This is a genomic window from Halomonas sp. PAMB 3232, assembly GCF_031954225.1.
Lineage (GTDB): Bacteria > Pseudomonadota > Gammaproteobacteria > Pseudomonadales > Halomonadaceae > Vreelandella.
The window spans coordinates 2,353,351-2,375,286 of record NZ_CP134865.1 but is presented as its reverse complement, the minus strand read 5'-3'; the positions used below and the strand labels follow the sequence as shown (position 1 = coordinate 2,375,286).

21 protein-coding genes and 1 rRNA gene are annotated in these 21,936 nt (G+C 62.1%); 10 read left to right on the top strand and 12 right to left on the bottom strand.

Annotation, left to right across the window (positions count from 1 at the left end; translation table 11 throughout):
* Window positions 1-86 precede the first annotated feature (86 nt).
* The 3 genes from rrf (at window position 87) to rlmM (ending at window position 1,814) form a co-directional block, all read left to right on the top strand.
* Window positions 87-202 (top strand): 5S ribosomal RNA (rrf, locus tag RN346_RS10865).
* A gap of 163 nt (window positions 203-365) precedes the next feature.
* Entirely contained in the window at window positions 366-557 is a 192-nt protein-coding gene (locus RN346_RS10860; protein ID WP_263586779.1) for a hypothetical protein, read from the top strand.
* Window positions 558-746: 189 nt separating this feature from the next.
* Entirely contained in the window at window positions 747-1,814 is a 1,068-nt protein-coding gene (gene rlmM, locus RN346_RS10855; RefSeq protein ID WP_311961137.1) for a 23S rRNA (cytidine(2498)-2'-O)-methyltransferase RlmM, read from the top strand.
* A 32-nt stretch (window positions 1,815-1,846) separates the two neighbouring features.
* Here rlmM and RN346_RS10850 read toward each other — a convergent pair whose 3' ends face one another.
* Window positions 1,847-2,134 (bottom strand): antibiotic biosynthesis monooxygenase, encoded by a 288-nt coding sequence (locus RN346_RS10850; protein WP_263586781.1) that lies wholly within the window; start codon window positions 2,132-2,134, stop codon window positions 1,847-1,849.
* Window positions 2,135-2,160: 26 nt separating this feature from the next.
* On the opposite strand from RN346_RS10850, the gene tusA reads away from it, so the two are divergent.
* Window positions 2,161-2,403, top strand: coding sequence for a sulfurtransferase TusA (tusA, locus tag RN346_RS10845; protein WP_263586782.1), 243 nt, complete (start codon window positions 2,161-2,163; stop codon window positions 2,401-2,403).
* A 21-nt stretch (window positions 2,404-2,424) separates the two neighbouring features.
* Here the strand turns inward: tusA and RN346_RS10840 are convergent, their stop codons facing one another.
* The 3 genes from RN346_RS10840 to RN346_RS10830 form a co-directional block, all read right to left on the bottom strand.
* Window positions 2,425-3,123: a hypothetical protein gene (locus tag RN346_RS10840; RefSeq protein WP_263586783.1), complete on the bottom strand. Its 699-nt coding sequence runs from the start codon at window positions 3,121-3,123 to the stop codon at window positions 2,425-2,427.
* 113 nt (window positions 3,124-3,236) lie between these two features.
* Window positions 3,237-4,235, bottom strand: coding sequence for a DUF3080 family protein (locus tag RN346_RS10835; RefSeq protein WP_311961136.1), 999 nt, complete (start codon window positions 4,233-4,235; stop codon window positions 3,237-3,239).
* Window positions 4,236-4,239: 4 nt separating this feature from the next.
* Window positions 4,240-5,661, bottom strand: coding sequence for an MATE family efflux transporter (locus tag RN346_RS10830; RefSeq protein WP_311961135.1), 1,422 nt, complete (start codon window positions 5,659-5,661; stop codon window positions 4,240-4,242).
* A 138-nt stretch (window positions 5,662-5,799) separates the two neighbouring features.
* Here RN346_RS10830 and RN346_RS10825 point away from each other — a divergent pair, with 138 nt between their 5' ends.
* On the top strand, window positions 5,800-6,390 hold the full coding sequence (locus tag RN346_RS10825) for an elongation factor P hydroxylase (RefSeq protein WP_311961134.1): 591 nt from the start codon (window positions 5,800-5,802) through the stop codon (window positions 6,388-6,390).
* Here the strand turns inward: RN346_RS10825 and RN346_RS10820 are convergent.
* Together RN346_RS10820 and RN346_RS10815 are read right to left on the bottom strand one after the other, a co-directional pair.
* Complete coding sequence (locus tag RN346_RS10820; RefSeq protein ID WP_311958227.1) at window positions 6,387-6,869, bottom strand: hypothetical protein; 483 nt, start codon at window positions 6,867-6,869, stop codon at window positions 6,387-6,389. The genes RN346_RS10825 and RN346_RS10820 overlap by 4 nt on opposite strands.
* 1 nt (window position 6,870) lies before the next feature.
* Complete coding sequence (locus RN346_RS10815) at window positions 6,871-7,731, bottom strand: TatD family hydrolase (RefSeq protein WP_311961133.1); 861 nt, start codon at window positions 7,729-7,731, stop codon at window positions 6,871-6,873.
* A gap of 181 nt (window positions 7,732-7,912) precedes the next feature.
* Between RN346_RS10815 and RN346_RS10810 the strand changes: the two genes are divergently transcribed.
* A complete protein-coding gene (locus RN346_RS10810) occupies window positions 7,913-9,565 on the top strand; it encodes a fatty acid--CoA ligase (RefSeq protein ID WP_311961132.1) in 1,653 nt (550 codons plus the stop codon).
* Window positions 9,566-9,663: 98 nt separating this feature from the next.
* Window positions 9,664-11,580 (top strand): ATP-binding cassette domain-containing protein, encoded by a 1,917-nt coding sequence (locus tag RN346_RS10805; RefSeq protein WP_311961131.1) that lies wholly within the window; start codon window positions 9,664-9,666, stop codon window positions 11,578-11,580.
* A gap of 78 nt (window positions 11,581-11,658) precedes the next feature.
* Here RN346_RS10805 and RN346_RS10800 read toward each other — a convergent pair whose 3' ends face one another.
* The gene (locus RN346_RS10800) at window positions 11,659-12,111 is read right to left on the bottom strand and encodes a universal stress protein (protein ID WP_263586791.1); all 453 of its coding nucleotides are present in this window, start codon (window positions 12,109-12,111) and stop codon (window positions 11,659-11,661) included.
* Between the two features lie 142 nt (window positions 12,112-12,253).
* On the opposite strand from RN346_RS10800, the gene RN346_RS10795 reads away from it, so the two are divergent.
* Complete coding sequence (locus tag RN346_RS10795) at window positions 12,254-12,772, top strand: preprotein translocase subunit YajC (protein WP_311961130.1); 519 nt, start codon at window positions 12,254-12,256, stop codon at window positions 12,770-12,772.
* Here the strand turns inward: RN346_RS10795 and slyA are convergent.
* Both slyA and RN346_RS10785 read right to left on the bottom strand, forming a co-directional pair.
* Complete coding sequence (slyA, locus tag RN346_RS10790; protein WP_263586793.1) at window positions 12,769-13,221, bottom strand: transcriptional regulator SlyA; 453 nt, start codon at window positions 13,219-13,221, stop codon at window positions 12,769-12,771. The genes RN346_RS10795 and slyA overlap by 4 nt on opposite strands.
* A gap of 72 nt (window positions 13,222-13,293) precedes the next feature.
* Window positions 13,294-14,499 (bottom strand): DUF5924 family protein, encoded by a 1,206-nt coding sequence (locus RN346_RS10785; protein ID WP_311961129.1) that lies wholly within the window; start codon window positions 14,497-14,499, stop codon window positions 13,294-13,296.
* A 282-nt stretch (window positions 14,500-14,781) separates the two neighbouring features.
* Between RN346_RS10785 and fadB the strand changes: the two genes are divergently transcribed.
* Both fadB and fadA read left to right on the top strand, forming a co-directional pair.
* Window positions 14,782-16,953 (top strand): fatty acid oxidation complex subunit alpha FadB, encoded by a 2,172-nt coding sequence (gene fadB / locus RN346_RS10780; RefSeq protein WP_311961128.1) that lies wholly within the window; start codon window positions 14,782-14,784, stop codon window positions 16,951-16,953.
* A 24-nt stretch (window positions 16,954-16,977) separates the two neighbouring features.
* Complete coding sequence (fadA, locus tag RN346_RS10775; RefSeq protein ID WP_311961127.1) at window positions 16,978-18,156, top strand: acetyl-CoA C-acyltransferase FadA; 1,179 nt, start codon at window positions 16,978-16,980, stop codon at window positions 18,154-18,156.
* A 61-nt stretch (window positions 18,157-18,217) separates the two neighbouring features.
* Here fadA and RN346_RS10770 read toward each other — a convergent pair whose 3' ends face one another.
* From RN346_RS10770 to RN346_RS10760, 3 genes are all read right to left on the bottom strand, one after another.
* On the bottom strand, window positions 18,218-18,685 hold the full coding sequence (locus RN346_RS10770) for a flavodoxin family protein (protein WP_311961126.1): 468 nt from the start codon (window positions 18,683-18,685) through the stop codon (window positions 18,218-18,220).
* 100 nt (window positions 18,686-18,785) lie between these two features.
* Window positions 18,786-20,120, bottom strand: a complete 1,335-nt coding sequence (locus RN346_RS10765; RefSeq protein WP_263586798.1) for an HlyD family type I secretion periplasmic adaptor subunit — start codon at window positions 20,118-20,120, stop codon at window positions 18,786-18,788.
* A complete protein-coding gene (locus RN346_RS10760; protein ID WP_311958217.1) occupies window positions 20,117-21,874 on the bottom strand; it encodes a type I secretion system permease/ATPase in 1,758 nt (585 codons plus the stop codon). Before RN346_RS10760 ends, RN346_RS10765 begins: the two co-directional genes overlap by 4 nt.
* Between the last annotated feature and the right edge of the window lie 62 nt (window positions 21,875-21,936).

The following is a 21,936-nucleotide window of genomic DNA, read 5'->3' as shown; positions in this document are numbered from 1 at the left end:
CCGGATACGCACGAACATGAAGCAAAAGGCTTCATGTCGAACGAGACGATCACGAAACCGTCAGCCGATATACATTGAAAGTTACGCCTGACGACCATGGCTTGCGTGAACCACCCGATCCCTTGCCGAACTCGGAAGTGAAACCGCAACGCGCCGATGGTAGTGTGGGGTCTCCCCATGCGAGAGTAGGTTATCGTCAGGCACCTATTCGAAAAAGCCCCGAGCACTCTGTGTTCGGGGCTTTTTTTGTGCATGGAAAATACGTGTCCTGACGCGAGACAATGAAAAAGCTGTCGGTTGTCTTTCGTTGAATAAAAACCGTATGATGCAAAGGTCGTTTAATTCGGCAAAAAGGAGCGTAAAAAATGAAAGGAGACATGATGAAAAAACTATTGATGGCCGCTTTGATCGCACTGATGGCTGGCGGGCTTGCAGCCTGCGACAACGATCAGGGTCCGGCAGAAGAAGCGGGCGAAAATATCGATAACAGCATTGAAAGCGCCGGCGAGAGCATCGAAGATGCGGGTGAAGATATCGAGGATGCCGCAGAGAATTGATATTCGCCGCTGGTTATAGAAAAGCCGCCCCATGGGCGGCTTTTCTGTATTCGGGCTATCGAAAGCTCGCCGTGGCAAACGATGACAGCGTGATCTTATTGTAAATAAGCAGTTCGCGCCCGATAACGTGTCCTGCGATGGTATGATGCGCCTCGAATTCAATGCGACCGGCACAGAGTGGAGTCCCCCGTGAGTGAAATAGCGCCCGCAACCTGGCTTGTGTACTGCCGCCCGGGCTTCGAGCCCGATGCGCTGGCGGAGATGCAGCACCACGCCGCGCTGGCTTGCGTACCCTGCGTTCCACAGCGAGGGGAGGGCTGGGCGAGCCTGACGCGGACCGACGAAGAGCCGATCAACACGCTGCATCGCGACGCGCGATTCGACAAGCTCATCTTTGCGCGTCAGAGTCTAGCCGCGCTGGCTCCGCTGTCGCTTTCGAAGGAGGACCGGCTCACGCCGATGCTCGAGCAGATCAAATCGAGCCGCTGGAGCTTCGAGGAGATCTGGCATGAAACGCCGGATACCAACGATGGCAAGGCGCTGGCCGGGCTGATCAAGGCATTGACGAAGCCGCTGGAGAGCTTATTGACCAAGCGCGGCGCGCTCAGGCGTAAGGCCGGCGGTCGGCGGCTGCACGTTTTCTGGACCAGCGGCGACCGGGTCCAGCTCGCCATCAGCTTTCCCGGCAATCGCAGCGAGCTCAAAAACGGCATTCGCCGGCTACGCTTTCCCTCGCGCGCGCCCAGTCGCTCGACGCTCAAGCTCGAAGAGGCGTGGCACGAGTTCGTTCCCCGGGATCAGTGGGATACCCGGCTTGCCGAACACATGCAGGCGGCAGATCTGGGCGCTGCCCCTGGCGGCTGGACCTGGCAGCTCGTTCAGCGCGGCATGTACGTCTACGCGATCGATAATGGCCCGATGGACAAGGCGTTGATGAAAACCGGCCAGGTCGATCACTTGAAAGAGGACGGCTTCGTTTGGGCGCCGGACCAGCGGCTGGACTGGCTGGTGTGCGACATCGTCGACAAGCCCGTGCGCGTATTGACCATGGTACAGCGGTGGCTGACGCGCCAATGGTGCCGTGAGGCGATCTTCAATTTGAAACTGCCGATGAAAAAGCGCTGGGACGAAGTGGCGCGCTGTTTGGACACCCTTGAGGAGTCGCTGAAAGAGGCGGGGGTGAGTGCAGAAATTCGCTGTCGCCACCTTTATCACGATCGTGAAGAGGTGACGGTTCACGTGCGGTTAACGCACTAGACCCGCGTACCCGGCGAGCGGATCGTCACCTATCAAAGAGCGGCTTCAAATACCTGCACGGTTTCGTCTTCGGTGAGAAGTGGCAGGATTTGTTCCATCGCCCTAGCTCTTGCCTCGCTTTGGTGCCACTCTTTCCAGGCACGCAGATCGCGCCACTTGGTGATCATCAGGCGACGGTCCGGCTGGCCAACCCTGACCAGCGTCTCACCGCTGACGAAGCCACTGACGCCGAGCGAGACGCGCATCGCTTCTCGGGCCGCCTGCTCGTACTCCTGCTCAAGGCCGGGCATGATGCGCCGTTCGATGATAACTTTAACCATATGCCACTTCCTTACCGAGGCCCGAGATGACTGATACGACGCCCGCCTGTGACGCTACGCTGGATACTACCGGACTCTACTGCCCCGAGCCCATTATGCTTATGCATAATAAGGTCCGCGACATGAGTGCCGGGCAGGTTCTCGAAGTCGTGGCGACCGACCCCGCCACTACGCGCGATGTGCCCAAGTTCTGTCAGTTCTTGGGCCACGAACTGATGACCCAGCGTGAACACGAAGGCGAATACCGTTACTTCATTCGCCTTGCGTGAGCCATCGAGCGGTACCCGGCACTACTCGTCGTCGGGCACGACCATCATCGCCAGCGCCTCCAGTGTGGCCGGGTCCTCTTCGAGAATCCGATTGGCGATGTGGCGCTGAAAGAAGTAGATGGTCTGATAGCGGGTATGGGCATCGAATAGGCAAGAATCACCCAGGATGATCGGCGACATTTGCGCTTTCTCTTCGTCGGCGAGCAGCGCCTCGACGCTCCCATTGCTATAAAGACGCCAACCAAACACCGGTTTCATATGCCAGGGCGCATCTTCCTGGTTCATGCACAGCGCGTGGGTGCCGAGCGTGTCGGGAATTTGCTGAATCAGCGCCACGTCTTTTGACGCTTCGTACTCGAAGTAGTCTGCCGCCGCGATGAGTTCGGCGTGCTTATGCTCCGGTGGTAGCTCGAAAATTTCCTCGGTTTCCGGGTCGCGATAGCCGACGAAATGACCGTTTTCCTGGCTGTCGAGCTCGTTGCAGGCGCACAGCCCGTTCATCCAGGGCACCAGACCCACGACATTACCGTCGTCACGCAAGCCCCACGCCAGTATCGGCAGGCCGTAATAGGTGTCGGGACTCGCAGCGAGCTGGTAAACCATCTCGAGTCCGTCGAGCTCGGGGGCTAGACGAATCACGCACTTGCGCGCCTGCTGACGTTGGCGCGCGGTTTCCAGGTCGATGACCTGGGCAGAGTGGGGTGAATGGGGTCGACCCATAGTGTCCCTCCTGGTGCTGCGTGGTCACGACGTTGATAGGCGCGAAACTGCCTACCGCGTATTTCAACCAATAGCACAGGTTGGACGCCAGGTTAAGAGAACCTACTTATTTTTTAATCAACGCCTTGATTCCGTGTACACACCGGGTAGGCCGTGCGAAGCGCAAGGTGCTCCATCAGCGCGGCTTCAAAGCGTGGCCAGGGAGCACTTGCGGTCTCCAGAGAGAGCCACTGACGCTGATACTCGGCCACCGCCGCTGGGGCGTTTACCTCATGCGCATCGATCAAGGCGTTGACCTGGCCAAGCCAGCGCCGAGCGGCACGCGCCATATTTGCCAGCCAGTCACTTTGCCAAGCCGGCAGGCATTGCATGGCGGGCAGGTGGCTTGCGAGCAGCCGGTTGGCCTCGTTCAGGCGCTCGGCACCCAGCAACAGCGTGCGCAGCACTTCGGCGGTCAGCGGGCGCGCCTGAAGGGCTTTAAGATGCTGCTCGAGGGTGGCGGAGTCCGCCTGCCACTCGAGGTCGTAGGTGTTGAGGACCATGGTCTCGAGATAGCCTAGCGCCTCGAGTTCGCGGGTCATGTTCGGCAGCGCCGTCAATTCGAGCGGCTGGCTCGCGCGGGAGAAGTTCTTTTCCCACTCCTCTGAGTCGAACAGCGCATTGAAGCCTACGGCGGGCAGCTGTTCGGTCTTGAGCGCGGTCAGGTTCAAAAGCCGCGCTCGGTCGTTTTCACCCAGCCCTTCAACAACGTCACTTTGGGAGCAGCGTTCCAGACGCCGCCACAGCTCGCGCTCGTAAAGCCAGTGTTGGCTGGGGGGCGCGACGCGCCCAAGCTGGTTGTTACGCGCCGCTACCAGCGAGGTAATATCGCACTCGCGAAGCGCGTAGACGTTGAACATGCTTTCACGGATGTCCGGCACGTCGAGCAGCCGCTCGCGGCGGTCTGGAAAGGCGCCGATGTTGGAGGGTGCCTCGCGGGCGATCGGCTCGGCGTCGAGCGCGCTTTCAAGCGTCTGGTGATACGCCTGCCAGGCCGGATCTTCATTGCTCCCACAGGCGCTCAGCAGCAGCGCTGAAAACAGTGGGGCTATCATCGAAAGGCAACGTTTCATGCGCTTACCTCAGGCTGACCCGTTTCAGGCGCCACCCGAGAAGCAGTGCCGCGGTGCTTAGCCCGGCGATCAGGCCGACCCAGTAGCCGTGAACGCCGAGCGGCCCGGTGAGACCGCCAAGCCCCTGGGTGCCTAGCCAGTAGCCGCCGCCCAGGCCGACGATCCAATAGGAGAGCACGGTGATTACCATGACGATCCGGGTGTCCTTATAGCCTCTGAGCGCGCCGGCCAGATTCACCTGCAGCGAATCGGAGAGCTGGAAGATCACCGCCAGCGAGATGATCGAAAGCGTCAGCGTCTGAATCTCCGGGTTGGCGGTATAGAGTGCGATCACCGGCTTCGCGCTCAGCCATAAAAACGCGCTGTTGACCGCGGCGATGAGAACGCTCAGCGCGATGCCGTTCCAGGCGACATGCCTTGCGTGCGCCGGGCGCCCCTGGCCGAGCGTATTGCCTACCCGCACCGTCAGCGCCATGCTCAGCGACAGCGGCAGCATGAACAAGAGCGACGTATAGCTTAGCGCGATCTGGTGGGCGCCCACGGTGACTTCACCGAGGCTTGCGATGAACAGCGCAATCAGCGTGAACAGCGTCACCTCGACGAAGATCGCCACGCCGATCGGCATGCCGACCACGACCAGCTCGCGAATGCCGGCCCAGTACGGGCGATACAGGCGCTGCCAAAGCGCAATGCCCTGGTAGTTGCGGCTGCGGCTACGGGCGGTGTAGAAGGCCATGGCCAGCGCCATCGACCACATGGAAAGGGCGGTGGCGATCCCGCAGCCCAGCGCCCCAAGCGCGGGCAGCGTAGCAAGCGGGGTGGGTAGCCAGGCACCAAACAGGTCAATCAGGCCGTCGCCGCCGTAGATCAGCACGTAGTTGCTCGGTACGTTGATCAAAAGGCCGATCAGGCTGATCCAGAGCGCCGGGCGGGTATGGTTCATGCCGTCGGAAAACGCGCGCAGCGCCTGAAACAGCGCGATGCCCGGCATACCAAAGGCGACCGCGCCCAGATACGCGCTCGCCTCGCGCGCCACGGCCTCGGGTACGTCCATGCGCTCGAACACGGGAAGCGTCGCGGTATGCAGTAAAAAGGCGGCCACGATGCCGAGCACCAGCGCGACCCAGAGCGCCTGGTGGACCGCCCTGGGAATGTCCGCGGTGCGCTGGCCGCCCAGCAGGTGCGCAACGATCGGCGTCACGCCCATGAGCGTGCCGGTCATGAACAGCATCAGCGGCGTCCAGAGACTCGAGCCCACCGAGACGGCGGCAAGCGAGGTGGCGCCAAAGCGCCCGGTCATCATGGTATCGACCACGCCGATAGCGGCTTGGGCGAGCTGGGCGCCCACGATGGGAAGCGCCAGCGCGATCAGCAGACGAGTTTCGGGCCCGTAGAGGGATTTGATACGATGAACGGCGGCGCCCACGGCAAGGCTCCTCCACGTGAGGGGGTCGATGAAAGGGCGCAAGCGTAGCAAATTTCGCCGCCGGATGCCTGTAAGCGGGTCTCGGCGGCCGCATTTACCGAGACCGTGTTTCCACCCCTTTTTTGAAGTGACGCGATAGTGACCAAGACCTTCGAGCGCTGGACGCTGGCCGATATCATCGCGCTGTTTGATGGCGTATTCGCCGACACCTACCAAACGCGGCTGATCAAGGGCGGCGACGAGCCGCTTTACCTGCCGGCGACGAGCGAGACGCCGTATCACCAGGTGATTTTCGCGCGCGGCTTCTTCGCCAGCGCCCTGCATGAAATCAGCCACTGGTGCATCGCCGGCGCCAAACGCCGCGAGCAGGAGGATTACGGCTACTGGTATCTGCCGGATGGGCGCGACGCTTTCGAGCAGGCGGCGTTCGAGCGCGCCGAAATCGCCCCCCAGGCGCTGGAGTATCTCTTTACCCGTGCGTGCGGGCGCGCCTTCAACGTGAGCGTCGATAACCTGGGCGGGGCGGTCGAGGTCGACCGGGCCGCCTTTGAAGCGAAGGTGCTCGAGCGCGCGGCGCGTTTCGAGCGCGAAGGGCTGCCACTTCGCGCCCGGGCGTTTCGCCGGGCGCTATCGCGCTTTTATCAGCAGGAGGATACGCTCGATGGCGCCGTTACAGCAGGTCTTGAAGCACTCGGCACCAAAACGCCCAATGACAAGGTGGCTGGCTAATCTTCGCGCTCGCTCAGGCGCTGATGCAGGGCCAGCATCACCTCGACTTCGTGCTCGGCGCGCATGGGCTCGAGGCCACGGTCGCTGAAAGTGTCGCCGCGCAGGCGGTGCCACTCGCCGCTCGATAGCCGATCGTAAAGCACGTGGGCCGGCGCCAGCTCGATGAAGGGGTCCAGCCCGTAGGTGTCGAAAAGGCGGGCCAGCGCCGCTTCGTCCTCGCCGTTGTCGCTGGTGTAGAGCGTGGCGGAGAAGTGGTCGGTTTCGAGCTCGCGAATCACGTCCAGCGGGCTTACGCCCAGGCTTTCGAGCTCTTCGATGCTGTAGGCGCCGGAGACGTTGGTGTCCTCCTCGATCCAGCTGTCGTCGGGCTGAATCAGCGTCTGCTTGATGCGCCCATCCGGCAGCGACCAGGCGATCGCCAGCGGCAGGCCATCCTCTTCGCCGGTTTCGATGGCGATAAATCCGGGCATTTCGGCCACGTTAATTCTCCTTCAAGGCGCTATCGAGATTGAAAAAGCGCCGGGCGGTGCGGGTGGTTTCATTGATCAGTGTTTCTTCTTCCACGCCGGCCCAATTAGCGATCTCCCGGCTGATCCAGGGCAGCAGTGCCGGTTCGTGGCGTCGGCCCTTGAGCTTGGCCGGCAGGTTACGTGGCAGAAGGTAAGGGCAGTCGGTTTCGAGCATCAGCCGGTTGAGCGGAATGTCCTTGCACAGCGGGCGCAGGTGATGGCCGCGGCGCTCGTCGCAGATCCAGCCGGTCAGGCCGATATGCAGATCCAGATCCAGGTAGCCGTAGAGCGTCTGCGCCTCGCCGGTGAAGCAGTGGATCACCGCTTTAGAAATATCGTCGCGCCAGGCCTTGAGTATTTCGCGCATGCGCGCGCCGGCGTCGCGTTCGTGAAGAAACAGCGGCAAACCGCTTTCGGCGGCAAGCGACAGCTGCGCCTCGAACGCCTTCTCCTGCTCCGCGGGGGTGGAGAAGTTGCGGTTGAAGTCGAGCCCGCATTCGCCGACCGCCACCACCGCGGGCGCTTTATGCAGCGCCGCCATCTGACGGGCGAGTTCATTACTCCAGCCGCTCGCATCGTGGGGGTGGACGCCGGCGGTGGCGTAAAGACCGGGAAAGCGCTTGGCCAACGCCACGGCCTGCTCGGCGTGGGCAAGATCGGTGCCGGTCACGATCATCGTCGTCACGTTAGCTGCCTGGGCGCGCTCGATGACCGCGTCCAGATCGCGCTCGAAGCTTTCGTGGGTCAGGTTGGCGCCGATATCCACCAGCGCCTCGCGCGGGCGAAAACACAGCGCCTCGGGTAAAAAGGATGGCGTGTCGGTTGTGGTCAAACCCGGCTCCTGCAGGTGGGCGCCGTATCGGCGGGTGAGAGTCGCGCCATTGTAACGGCTTGGAGGGACGTCCGGCTAATACCAAAGCAGAAGTGGGAACGGATTGCGCCGGATCAACGGGCGGTGAACACTAAAGGCGATCAAACAGCCGTTTAACACAGCAATAAAAAGCGAGCCGCCCATGCCCAACGTCACCCCCAAAATCCTGCCCGCCACCGCCTCGGCGACGAACCCACCGCTGTTGATTGGGGATTTGCTGAGCGCCGGCGTACGCGCCGCCGGCGCCAACCCGATCGTCTACCGCGACCACAGCCGCCACGACTATCGCCGCTTCGAGGAGCGCGTGCATCAGCTTGCGCACCTGCTGACCGCTCAGGGTGTCGAGGCCGGCGACGTGGTGGCGGTACTCGATTGGGATAGCCATCGCTATCTGGAGTGCTTTTTCGCCATCCCCATGATCGGCGCGGTGCTGCATACCGTGAACGTACGCCTGGCCCCGGAGCAGATTCTCTACACCATGCAGCACGCCGAGGACACCTTCGTGCTGACCCACGAGGATTTTTTGCCGCTGCTCGAGCCGCTGGCGCCAAAACTCGATCGGGTACGCGGCTACGTGCTTTGCCAGGAGACGCCACACGCGGTTAATACGTCGCTCAACGTCGTTGGTGAGTTTGAGGCGCTACTGGCCGAGCAGCCGCGTCGCTTCGACTTTCCCACCTTCGATGAAAACGCCGTGGCCACGCTTTTCTACACCACGGGCACCACCGGCAATCCCAAGGGCGTCTTTTTCACCCACCGCCAGCTCGTGCTGCACACGCTGAGCGAGGCGAACCTTTTCCAGGCGAAGGGCGTGGAGCTTTTGAGTCGCGACAAGGTGTACATGCCGATTACGCCGATGTTCCACGTTCATGCCTGGGGCGTGCCCTACACGGCCACGCTGTTGGGCGCCACCCAGGTCTATCCCGGCCGATATGACGCCGAGATGCTGGTCAAGCTGCTCGTCGAGGAGCGGGTCGATTTCTCCCACTGCGTACCGACGCTGCTCAACATGGTGCTAAGCACCGAGGCGGTCTCCTCCAGGCGGGTGGATCTCACCGATTGGAAGGTGCTTTTGGGCGGCAGTGCCCTGACCCAGAGCCTTTCGCGGCGCGCCTGGGCGCTGGGGGTCGATACCCGCAGTGCCTACGGCATGTCGGAGACCTGCCCGGTGGTGACGATCGACGTTCTACCGCGCCACGTCGAGGAGGCCGACTACGAGACTCAACTTGCCTGGCGCTGCAAGGCAGGATTACCGGCGCCTTTCGTGGATCTTCAGGTGGTCGATACCGAGGGCCAGCCGCTACCCCATGATGGCCAAAGCGTGGGGGAAGTCCGCATGAAGGCGCCCTGGCTGACGCAGGCCTACTTCAAGGAAGAGACGCGCAGCGAAGAGCTCTGGCGCGACGGCTGGCTTCACACCGGTGACGTGGGCTCGATCGACGAGGCGGGGTTTTTGACCATCAGTGACCGCATCAAGGACGTGATCAAGACTGGCGGCGAGTGGCTGTCGTCGCTCGAGCTGGAAAGCCTTTTGAGCCAGCACCCGGAGGTCGCTGAAGTGGCGGTGGTGGGCGTTGCCGACGACAAGTGGGGTGAGCGGCCGGTGGCCTGGGTCGTCGCTCAGAACCTCAACGAGCCGCCCTCTATTGAGGCGTTGATCTCCTTCATGGAGCGCTTCGTCGATGACGGCAAGCTCAACCGTTGGGGCGTGCCGCGAGATATTCGTCTCGTCGATGAGATCCCCAAGACCAGCGTCGGCAAGCTGGATAAAAAGCGCATTCGAAGCGGGCTCTGAGTCATCGGCGCCGGATGGCTCGGGCGGCGGTGATTCGAGTTCACCGTTCAACCGGGCCATGCGTTACACTGTGCGCCTGACGACATGGAGGATACCGCGTGACCCTGTTACGACTTGAGCAGCTACAACTGGCCTATGGCACACAGACCCTGCTGGACCGCGCTGAGCTTACGGTGGAGAAGGGCGAGCGGCTGGCGCTGGTGGGTCGCAACGGCACCGGTAAGTCGACGCTTTTGAAACTGGTCGCCGGTGACATCCAGGCCGACGACGGCACCGTCTGGCGCGCGCCGGGCCTGAAGGTCGGCGTGCTCGCCCAGGAGCTGCCGGAGTCCTCCGGCATGACGATTTTCGACGTGGTGGCCATGGGCCTGCCGGAGGCCGGCGAGCTTCTGTCCGAATACCAGCACCTGATCAACGACCCCGACCCGGACATGAACCGGATGGCTACGCTTCAAACGCGTATCGAGGCGATCGACGGCTGGTCCTTTCATCAGCGTATCGATGTCGTGCTGACGCGCCTGGGGCTACCGCCGGAGGCGGAGATGAACGCGCTCTCCGGCGGCTGGCGCCGGCGGGTGGCACTGGCCCGCGCGCTGGTCTCCGAGCCGGATCTTCTTCTGCTCGACGAGCCCACCAACCACCTGGATCTCGACACCATCGCCTGGCTCGAGGAGCAGCTTCTCGCCTTCAACGGCGCGGTGCTGTTGATCACCCACGACCGGGCGTTTCTCTCGAAGCTTGCCACCCATATTCTGGAGCTCGACCGCGGCAAGCTCGGCCGATACCCGGGCAAGTACGAGGAGTACCAGGCACGCAAGCAGCACGAGCTCGAAGTGGAGGCGCGCGAAAACGCCGAGTTCGACAAGAAGCTGGCTCAGGAAGAGACCTGGATTCGCCAGGGCATCAAGGCGCGGCGTACCCGTAACGAAGGCCGCGTGCGTGCGCTGGAAGCGATGCGCGCCGAGCGCAGCCAGCGCCGCGAGCGTCAGGGAAGCGCGAACCTCACGGTAGACAGCGGCGAGCGCACCGGCAAGCGGGTGGTCGAGCTCAAGGGTGTCAGCCAGCGCTTTGGCGACGAAGTCATCCTCGACAACGTCAATCTCGAAATCATGCGCGGCGACCGCATCGGCTTTTTGGGCCGCAACGGCGCGGGCAAGACGACGCTTTTGAAGATCCTGCTCGGCCAACTCGAACCCACCGAGGGCAGCGTCCAGCTTGGCACCAATTTGAAGGTCGCCTACTTCGATCAGCTGCGCGCGGGGCTGGAGCTCGAGAAAACCGTCTACGACAACGTCGCTCAGGGCAGCGACCGTGTCAGCGTTGGCGGGCGCGACCGCCACGTCATGAGCTACCTGCAGGATTTTCTGTTCACCCCGGACCGGGTACGCCAGCCGGTGAAGGCGCTCTCCGGCGGCGAGTCCAACCGGCTGCTGTTGGCCAAGCTTTTCACTCAGCCGGCGAACGTGCTGGTGCTCGACGAGCCGACCAACGACCTGGACATGGAAACCCTCGAGCTTCTGGAAGAGCTGCTGCTCGATTTCGACGGCACGCTGCTGCTGGTCTCCCACGACCGAACCTTCATGGATCACGTGGTGACCAGCATGCTGGCGTTCGAAGGCGACGGCGCGGTGCGCGAGTACGTCGGCGGCTACAGCGACTGGATTCGTCAGGGCGGAAAGCTCCCCCCGGCCCCGTGGGAGGGCGCGGCGCGCCAGAACACCGAGCCGACCGGCAAGGTTGAAGCGAAAAGTGCCGAGAAGCCCAAAAGCGCCCCGGCGAAAAAGTCGGCCAAGCTCTCCTACAACCTGCGCCGTGAGCTCGAGGCGCTGCCCGGCGAAATCGAAACCCTGGAAGAGGAGATAGCGGCGCTTGAGAAGGTGATCGGCCAGCCGACGTTCTATCAAAAGCCCGCCACCGAGGTAACGGCAAAGCTCAACGAGCTGCAGGGCGTACAGGCGCGGCTGGAAACGGCCATGGAGCGCTGGATGGAGCTCGAGGCGATGGCGGGCGAGTAGACAGGCCGGCAGGATTTGGCAGCGTTTGATGAACAAAAGGCGCCCCGCGGGGCGCCTTGCGCTAGCGGGACCACGGCGTCATTCGTCGGTCTGCTCGCCTTTTTGGCCCACGCGCACCGCCAGCACGTCGCAGGGCGCGCCGTGGAGAACGCCGGTCGAGGTGGAGCCCAAAAGCAGCGCGAAGCCGTGACGGCCGTGGGAGCCCACCACGATCAGGTCGACACCGCGATCGTTGGCGAAGCGATGAATTTCGGTATCCGGCATGCCGACCACCACGTGCTGATCTTCGGGCTTGACGTGGGGCGTGGCGATCTCCGACAGGCGCTTTTTAGCGTGGTCGTCCAGCTGATCCTGAATGCTGGTCAAATCCATCGGAATATCGCCTCCGTAGGCGAAACCGAGCGGCTCCAGGGTGTGCATGATCGAAATTTTGGCGTGCTCGTTTCGCTGCGAGACGGCGATCGCGCGCTCGAGCACCCGGTGGGAGTCCTTGGTCAAATCAACCGCGACCAGAATATGGTGATAGCTCATGACCCATCTCCTTCGCAATAAGCAACAAAGAGCACCTTTGTCGGGTAATGTTCACTGTAAGCGCAACGCATGGGGTTCACAACGGCCCAAACGCGGGTTTTTTTAACGCAAGTATCGATCGGTTGAAAGAGGGATGTCGTAAATGGAATGGTTGATCGTGCTGGGCGTCGTGCTGTTCGTGGCCGCGCCGGTCATGTGGCTCAAACCCAATCCGCGCCAAACGCGGCAGAATGCGCTGCGAAGCTTTGCGCGCAAGGAAGGGGTGGAGGTGAAACTGGCCGCGCCGCCGCTGCATAACTTCAAGGGCTTCATGCCAGGCTACCGGTTTGCCTACGCGCAAAAAGCACCGGGGCCGGATTTCGTGCTGGTGCGCGATGCCCACGCAAGCGAGGCGCTGGAGCACTATCACGCCGGCTGGCGTTGGCGCATCGCGCCGCTCAGGCCGCTGCCGGCGGCGGCCGAGACCTCGCTGAAGGCGCTTTTGGAGCGCCTGCCAACGGATGCGCTGGTGATCGAGTCCAGCGCCCAGGCCATGACGCTTTGGTGGTGGGAATCGCAGGGGCCTGAGCGCTTTACGCTCTATATGGCGTCCTTTCGCGAGCTCACTCAAACGCTCGCAGGCCAGGCGGATCATTTGGCGCTGAGCGGCTCTTCGCGTTAGGCGATGGGGCCCTGCTGGTCGCGGGACTGGATGGCGAGGCCGTTGGATTCGATCACGCCCAGCCACTCGTCGAGCGTGTCGAGCTGCTCGTCGCTCAAGCCCGCGAACATCTCTTCGCGCGCCTGACTTGCCACGCTGTCGATTTTTTCGAGCAGCGGCGTGGCCTTCGGTGTCAAAAAGATGCGTTTACTGCGCCGGTCGTTGTCGCAGGCGCGCCGCTCGATCAGCCCCTGCTCCTCGAGCTGGCCCAGCGTGCGCACCAAGGAAGGCGCCTCGACGCCGATCGCCTTGGCCAGATCGCACTGGGGGTGGCCTTCGCCCAGGCGCCATAAATGGTAAAGAGTCACCCAGCGGGTTTGCGTAAGCCCCAGCGGCGCCAGCCTTCGATCCAGAATGGAGCGCCACAGGTGCGGTAAACGCGCAAGTCGAAAACCTATTGTTGAAGCCATGAGTCACGATCCGTGAGTGTGTTCAGCGAATTGTCATAACCTCGGGCGCTGATTGCAAGCGCCCGCCGGATATTAGCGGGCCTCATTGGAGACGTTTTCAACGCGCTCATAACTCTCGACGCCTTCCTCGCTTTCACTATCTTCTTCACTTTCGCCCCGCCCGGCAACGAACCGCCCCAGGTGTAGCCGGCTCATGCCGCTGGCGCGAATGCGACCATCGGCGACGCTTGCCTCATTGGAATCGGCCGCCACCACGAAGCGAATCAACCCCAGCCGCTGGCCACCGGCGGTCATGATATCGACTCGCCAGTTGCCGGTCGGGTCCTGGGGGAAGTTGTTCTTATGACTCCAGGCGCGGTAGCCCTGCTCGCGACCGCCGCTGATATCGAGCTCCACCGTATCCAGCTCCTGGCTGTTGTGGTGCCAAACGTGGTGAACGGTTTCGCTCAAGCCTCGCGGGGCGCGAATGGCGGTATAGACGTAGAGCCCACGGCTTGCCAGCGCCTCTGGCGTTAGCGTCATCTCACCCAGCGGCGTTCGATTGGCGGTGTCGAATTCTGGTGAAAGCGCGCTTCCCGTCATCCAGAGCGTGGCCGGCGGCACCCACACCCGCGCGACCCAGCCCGCGAGCGCCAGGCTGACCAGCAGAAGGAGAAACAGGCACAGGCGCGTAAGCGTTCTTGCCTTGACCAGGTGCCAGAAGCTTGGAAGCGCAATCAACACCGTCAAGCCGAGCGCCAGCGCAAGACTTTCCCCGGTGGTCAGGTGCACCATGATCGGCAAAATCACCAGCAGCACGAGAAACACGCACAGGGCGTGGAACAGAAAATAAAGGCTTCGCGAGCGCCCGGCCAACTTGTAATAGAGCGGGTCGACGATCGACAAAATCGCCATCGCCAACACGAGTAGTGCAAAGATGAGCTGGCCGCTGTTCCACACCGTGGTGATCAAAATGAAAGGCAGGGTGAAAAAAAGCGTTTCCTGGTGGATCATCTGCGCGATAAAGGTGGTGACCATGCGCGGCAGGCCCTCCTGACCGCGCTTTCTCAGTACGCGCGACAAAAGGCTCTCCGAGAGCATGAGCCCCCAGGCCAGCAATAGTCCCAGCGCCAGCGCCGCCCCCAACCACTGCTGACGGTCCACCAAAAAGAAACTGCCGAGCCCGGCGGCGAAGGCGATGGGTGGCCATAAAAAGGCCCAGGGCTTGACCCGGAGAACGATTCGCTCGGCAAGTGACTGCCACTTGGCCATGCGTGTAGGAGTCAGAAAAGCGCCCATGACGGTCCACTCGTTGAGAAAGCGCCTATAATCCCAGGGATTGCAACGAAAGTCGATAGAGCCTCGCCAGGCCTTGAACGGCAAGGGCTGCGTCTTCTAACGTAGCGTTTTGCGGGCGTATCGTCCGCTTGAGGCGTCGTTGGAGGCTTGACCTTGACAGGCAACTCGACCAGGCTTGAGCGATCAAACGACCGTATGAAAATTGCGGCAGGCCCGCGTTCGGCCCCCGCCCGATTTGTAGAGCTCGTATCTGTAAAGCCCGTACCAGTGGAGACAGCGCGGATGATCTATCAAGGCAACGCCATCACGGTGGAGCGTCGTGACACCCAAGGTGGCAACAGCATCGCAACGCTCACTTTCGATTTGAAGGATGAGTCCATCAACAAGCTTTCCAGCGCCGTGGTGCAGGAGCTGGGCGAGGCGGTCGGCGCGATCGAAGGCGAGCGCGACCTCAAGGGCCTTTTGATCAAAAGCGCCAAGGATGTCTTCATTGTCGGCGCCGACATCACCGAGTTTCATTCGCTGTTCGACAAGGGCGAAGCGTATCTTGAAGAGATGAACCTCAAGGTCCACGACATCTTCAACGCCATCGAGGATCTACCGTTTCCCACCGTGGCCGCGGTCAACGGGCTGGCGCTCGGCGGCGGCTGCGAAGTGCTTCTGACCTGCGATTTTCGCGTCATGAGCGAGAAGGGCAAGATGGGCCTGCCGGAAACCAAACTGGGCATTTTGCCGGGCTGGGGCGGCTGCGTGCGTCTGCCGCGCATCATCGGCGCGGACAACGCCATCGAGTGGATTGCCGGCGGTAGCGAAAACCGCCCGGCCGAGGCGCTCAAGATGGGCGCGGTCGACGCCGTGGTCGCCCACGACCAGCTCGAGGCCGCCGCGCTCGATATGCTCGACCGCGCCAACGCCGGCGAGCTCGACTACCAAAGCCGCCGCGCCGAGAAGAAGGCGCCTTTGAAGCTCAACGCCATCGAACAGATGATGGCCTTCGAGACCGCCAAGGGCTATGTCGCCGGCAAGGCGGGCCCGCACTATCCGGCGCCGATCGAAGCGATCAAGGTCATCCAGAAAGGCGCTGGCGAGGAGCGTGCGCGCGCCCAGGCGATCGAGGCGAAGGCGTTTGCCAAGCTCGCCATGACCAGCGTGGCGTTCAACCTCGTCGGGCTCTTCCTGAATGATCAGGTGGTCAAGAAAAAGGCCGGCAAGTACGAAAAACAGGCCCGCCCGGTCAAGCAGACCGCGGTGCTGGGCGCTGGCATCATGGGCGGCGGTATCGCCTACCAGAGCGCCTCAAAGGGCACGCCGATCCTGATGAAGGACATCAAGGGCGAGGCGATCGAGCTTGGTTTGAAAGAGGCGCGCAAGCTTTTTGGCAAGCAGGTCGAGCGTAAAAAACTCACACCTGAAGAGATGGCTGAAAAGCTCACCAACATTCGCCCGACGCTCTCCTACGGCGACTTCGAAAACGTCGATCTGGTCGTCGAAGCGGTGGTCGAGAACCCGAAAGTGAAAGAGGGCGTACTGGCCGAGGTCGAGAAGAACGTCGGCGAGAACACCATCCTCACCTCGAACACTTCGACGATCTCGATCAACCGGCTGGCAAAGAACCTGGCGCGCCCGCACAACTTCTGCGGCATGCACTTTTTCAATCCGGTGCACCGCATGCCGCTGGTGGAAGTCATTCGTGGCGAAAAGACCTCTGACGAGGCGGTCGCAGCGACCGTCGCCTACGCCCGCGCCATGGGCAAGACGCCGATTGTGGTCAACGACTGCCCCGGCTTTTTGGTCAATCGCGTGCTGTTTCCCTACTTTGGCGGCTTCAGCTTTCTGGTCGAGCAGGGCGCCGACTTCCAGCACGTCGACAAGGTGATGGAGAAGTTCGGCTGGCCAATGGGCCCGGCGTATTTGCTCGACGTGGTGGGGATGGACACCGCGGTGCACGCCAACGAGGTGATGGCGGAAGGCTTCCCGGATCGCATGGCGCGCGAAGGCAAGACGCCCATTCAGGTGATGTTTGAGAACGACCGTTTGGGCCAGAAGAACGACAAGGGCTTCTACGCCTATGAGGAAGACAAGAAGGGCAAGCCCAAAAAGGTCACCGATGAAAAAGCCTACAAGCTCATCAAGGAAGTTGCCGGCGAGCAGAAGGAGTTCTCGGACGAGGACATCATCGCGCGGATGATGACGCCGCTGTGTCTGGAGACCGTGCGCTGTTTGGAAGACGGCATCGTCGACACGCCCGCCGAAGCCGACATGGCGCTGATCTACGGCATCGGTTTTCCTCCCTTCCGGGGCGGGGCACTGCGCTATATCGACGCCATGGGCGTGGACACCTTCGTGGCGCAGGCCGAAAAGCTCAGCGAGGAACTTGGTCCGCTTTACGCGCCGACTGAAAAGCTCAAGCAAATGGCGCAAAACGGCGAGCGTTTCTACAAAGACCAGGCCTAAGTCACCGCGAACAGGAGAAATATGATGAGTTTGAATCCAAGGGATATCGTGGTGGTCGACGGGGTTCGTACCGCCATGGCCAAGGCCAAAAACGGCGCATTTCGCAACGTGCGCGCCGAAAACCTGTCGGCGGCGGTGATGCAGGCGCTGTTCGAGCGTAACGCCAGCCTGGACCCGGCGGAGGTCGACGACGTGATCTGGGGCTGTGTGAATCAGACCCTCGAGCAGTCGATGAACATCGCCCGTAACGCGGCGATCATGACCGGCATTCCGCGTACCGTGCCGGCGCAAACCGTGAACCGGTTGTGCGGCTCCTCGATGACCGCGCTGCACATCGCCGCGGCGAACATCAAGGCGGGTATGGGCGACATGTACGTCATCGGCGGCGTCGAGCACATGGAGCACGTGCCCATGGCCCACGGTGTCGATGTCAACCCGTCGGCGAGCAAGTACGCCGCCAAGGCCGCCATGATGATGGGCCTGACCGCCGAGCTTCTGGGCAAGATGCACGGCGTCACCCGTGAAGAGCAGGACAAGTTCGGCGTACGTTCACACCAGCGGGCCAAGGCCGCCAACGAGAAGGGCTACTTCGACAACGAGATCATCGGTGTCGAAGGCCACGACAGCAATGGCTTCCGGGTCAACGTCAAGCACGACGAAGTCGTGCGCGGCGATGCAAGCCTTGAGTCCATGGCCGAGCTCAAACCGGTGTTCGATCCGCGTAACGGCACCGTCACCGCGGGCACCTCCTCGGCGCTTTCTGTTGGCGCCTCGGCGATGGCGATCATGAGTTACGAGCGCGCTCAGGCTTTGGGTTTAGAGCCGATCGCCCGGGTACTCTCGACGGGTGTGGCCGGCTGCGACGCCTCCATCATGGGCTACGGCCCGGTGCCGGCATCGAAAAAGGCGCTCAAGGCCGCCGGGCTTTCCGCCAGGGATATCGAAACCGTGGAGCTCAACGAAGCCTTCGCCGCCCAGGGCATTCCGGTATTGAAGGATCTTGGTTTTCTGGACGATCTCGATCAGAAGGTCAATCTTCACGGCGGCGCGATCGCGCTGGGCCATCCGCTGGGCTGCTCCGGCTCGCGCATCTGCACCACGCTTTTGAACGTGATGCGCCAGCAGGACACCACGCTTGGCCTTGCCACCATGTGTATCGGCATGGGCCAGGGCGTGGCCACGGTGTTCGAACGGCTAAAATAGGCGTCAAGTACGTCTTACGCGTGGCAACGCAAAACGGCACCTTCGGGTGCCGTTTTTGGGTTTAGACGATGCCCGCTTCCAGGCTCGCCGCCATCGAAAGCCCGAGTTCTCTGCACTGGTCGATGAACACCTCGTCGAAATCGCCCTGGCAGATCAGCGGCGCCTGAACCAGACGCCAGCGAAGACCGGTGGTGATTGCCTCGAGGGCTCGGCGCGTGCCGGTACCGTCGAGCCCGGCCCTGACGTAGAAGGCAAACGGAAGGCCCTCGGTATGCTCGATGCATGGATAGTAGCAGCGATCGAACACATCCTTGGTCAGCCCGGCCATGTAGCCCAGATTTTCCGTCGTGCCGATGACCACCGCGTTGGCGGCGATGATCTCGTCCGGGGTGACGTCGAGCGGGGCGAGCGCGCGCACCTCGATACCTTCGACCGCCTCGTCGCTTGCGCCTTCGATCACGGCGTCGCGCAGCCGGCGCGTGTTGGGAGAGGGCGCATGGCTAATGATCAAAAGCCGTTTGGTACTCATGGTAGCGCTCCTTCATTGATGATGAGCGCTACGCTACACGTTTATACGCCGGCAGTGCCAACTCGAACGGTTCGACGATGCGACGAGGGGCGGCCCGGCATCAGTCTTCGCGCATGGCGCGGGCGAGCATGTCCGTGATCGGTTTGGCGATATAGCTTGCAAAACTGCGATCGCCGGTTTTGAGCATCACTTCGGCAGGCATACCCGCCAGAAGCGTCATGCTCTCGGTCATGTTCTCCTCGCCTTGCGGTGTGACCCGTAAACGCACCTTGTAATAGCGCGCTCGCGTCGCTTCGTCCTCGAAGCTGTCGGCACTGATATGCACGACTTCGCCTTCGATCACGTTGGAGAGACGCTGATTGAAGGCGCTGAAGCGAATTTCCGCCGGCTGTCCATGATAGAGATGGTCGATATCGTGATCCGGCACCCGAGCCTCGACGATGAAGCCGACGTTCGAGGGTACGATATCCATGAGCGCCTCGCCGGGGCGAATGACGCCGCCGGGCGTGTGCACCTGAAGTCCTACCACGGTGCCCGTGACCGGAGCGATCACCTCGGTGCGATCAACGTTGTCCAAAAGCGCGGTCAGGCGCTCCTCGGCGTCTGCTACCTCCGCCTGGGTTTGACGCAGCGCCTCACCGACCTGCTGCTGGAACTCCTGCAGGCGCACCTGTTTTTGCAGCGTGTTTTCACTCACCTGAGAATTGAGCCTGGCCACGTCGGCGGCGTGCTGAGCGTTGACACTTTGATACTCAAGACTTTCGCGCTCGAGCTCGTGCAGGCGCTGACTGCTGATCATGCCTCTTTGAAAGAGCTGGCGATGGTTCGCCGCGTCGTTTTCCAGTGAGCCGATGCGCCGCTGGTTGATTGACTGGGTGTTGGTCAGACCCTGGATCTGTTCGTTCATCTGGGTAACCTGCTCGTCGAGCGAGGCCAGCGTGCTCTCCAGTGATGCGCGCCGTGAATGAAATAGCCGCCGCTGCACATCGAGCACATCCTGTACGCGTGGGCTAGTGGATTCGGTCAGCTCGACAGGAAAGTCGAGAGTATCGGCGTCGCTGAGCTCGGCCAGTAGCCGGACTTCCGTGGCCCGGCTGATGAGGTAATTGGCGCGGATGACCTCGAGCTGGGAACGCGCTTGGGTGTCATCGAGTACCATCAGTACATCGCCGGCGCCGACGTGGTCGCCATCCTCGACCAGGATGCGCTCCACGATGCCGCCCTCCAGGTGCTGAACGGTTTTGGTAAAGCTTTCAACGGAGACCGAGCCCGGTGCCACCACAGAGACTGCCAGGTTGGCGAACACCGACCAACTGCCGAAACCACCGATCGCCACGGCCAGAATGATCACACCCATGCGCCGGTAGCGGGTATCTTCCAGCGGAAGCTCATCGTTGGCGGCGGCGGGGAAGCCCGGGGGTGTTTGTGTGTTCATGGCTGATTCTCCTGTGGATTACGGCCACGGGCGCTAGGGCGTAGCGTGGTCACCGGCTGGGGACGAAGGCCGTCGGCGGTCATGCGCACAGCGGGCTGAACGCGCGCCGGCGGTTTGAGCGAGGCGATGCTGCCATCCCTGAGCACCAGAATTCTGTCGACGCTCTGTAAAAGCCGCGTGCGGTGAGTAATCACCAGCGTCGTCGTGCCTTCCTGGCGCAGACCCACCAGACACTCGGCAAGCGATGCCTCGCCGGCGTCGTCCAGGTTGGCATCGGGCTCGTCCAGCACGATCAGTACCGGTTTACCGTAGAGTGCCCGGGCAAGCCCGATACGCTGGCGCTGGCCTGCCGATAAGGCGTTGCCCCCATGAGAGAGCCAGGTGTCGTAGCCGTTTTCCAGCGCCAGAATCATGTCGTGAACGCCCGCCTTGCGCGCCGCCCTGACCACCGCCTCCGGGTCGACCTCGCCCAAACGAGCGATGTTCTCAGAAACCGTGCCGTCGAAAAGCTCGATATCCTGGGGCAGGTAGCCCACATGAGGGCCCAGTGCGGCGCGATTCCACTGAGCGATATCCGCGCCGTCCAGACGCACGCAGCCAAGCTGGCTGGGCCAGATACCCAGCACCACCCGGGCCAGCGTCGACTTACCCGCGGCACTCGGTCCGACGATCGCGATCTGCTCGCCGCGCGCCACGGTAAGATCGATGTCGCGAATCGTGGCGAGCTTTTGCCCGGGGGGCGCGGCACTCACGCCTTCGAGCACTAGCCGCCCCTTGGGTGCGGGCAGCGGCATGCGCGGCTGCTCAGCGGGAATGGCCACCAAAAGCTCCTCGAGACGCGCTTTGGCAGTGCGCGCGCCGGCAAAACCTTTCCAGCCATTGATCATTTGATCGATTGGCGCAAGCGCCCGGCCCATCAAAATCGAGCCCGCGATCATCATGCCCGGGGTGATATCGCCGGTCAGCACCAGGTACGCCCCAAGCCCGAGAATCAGCGATTGGAACATCAGCCGCAGCACCTTGGAGGTATTGGTGATCACTCCGGCGCGGTCGCTGGCGCGGGACTGCAGCATCAGGTAGTCGTAGTGGCGCGCGCTCCAGCGCCCCATGATGCCCGGAAGCATCCCCATCGCGTGAAGTACCTCGGCGTTTCTAAGGTTGCTGTTAGCCAGATCCTGGGACATGACGTGCTGACCGTTGGCATCGTTCAACAGCGCCTTGGTGCTGAGCTCGTTGATAATGGCAAGCGTTGCCAGAATGAGCCCTGCGCCGAGAGCGAAGAGCCCGAACCAGGGGTGAAATAGCGCCAGCACGGCGATGTAAACCGGCACCCAAGGGGCATCGAAGAAGGCGAACAGGGCATTGCCCGTCAGAAACTGGCGCAGCGTGGTGAGATCATTGAGCGGCTGGGCGGAGGGTTTTCCCGGGCTCATCAGTGAGCGCTGAAACATCGCGGCGTAGAGCCGACGGCTGAGGCGCACGTCGAGTTTGTTGCCAACCCGCACCAGAATGCGCGAGCGCATGAGCTCAAGCCCCCCCATGACCAGAAAGAAAAATACCGTGACCAGCGTCAGCATGAGCAGGGTCTCGAGACTTCTCGTGGTGATCACCCGGTCGTAGACCTGCAGCATGTAAAGCGGTGGAACGAGCATCAACAGGTTGATGAAAAGGCTGAATATACCCACGTAGATAAAACTTCGTCGGCAGGTGCCGAGCACCTTCGCAAGATCCGAGCCTTCTTTGGGTTTTAGCATGGCACGCTCCAGGGCAGGATTGTCGTTATTATTGGCCGCCCCACCGTGGCGTATGGGTCGGT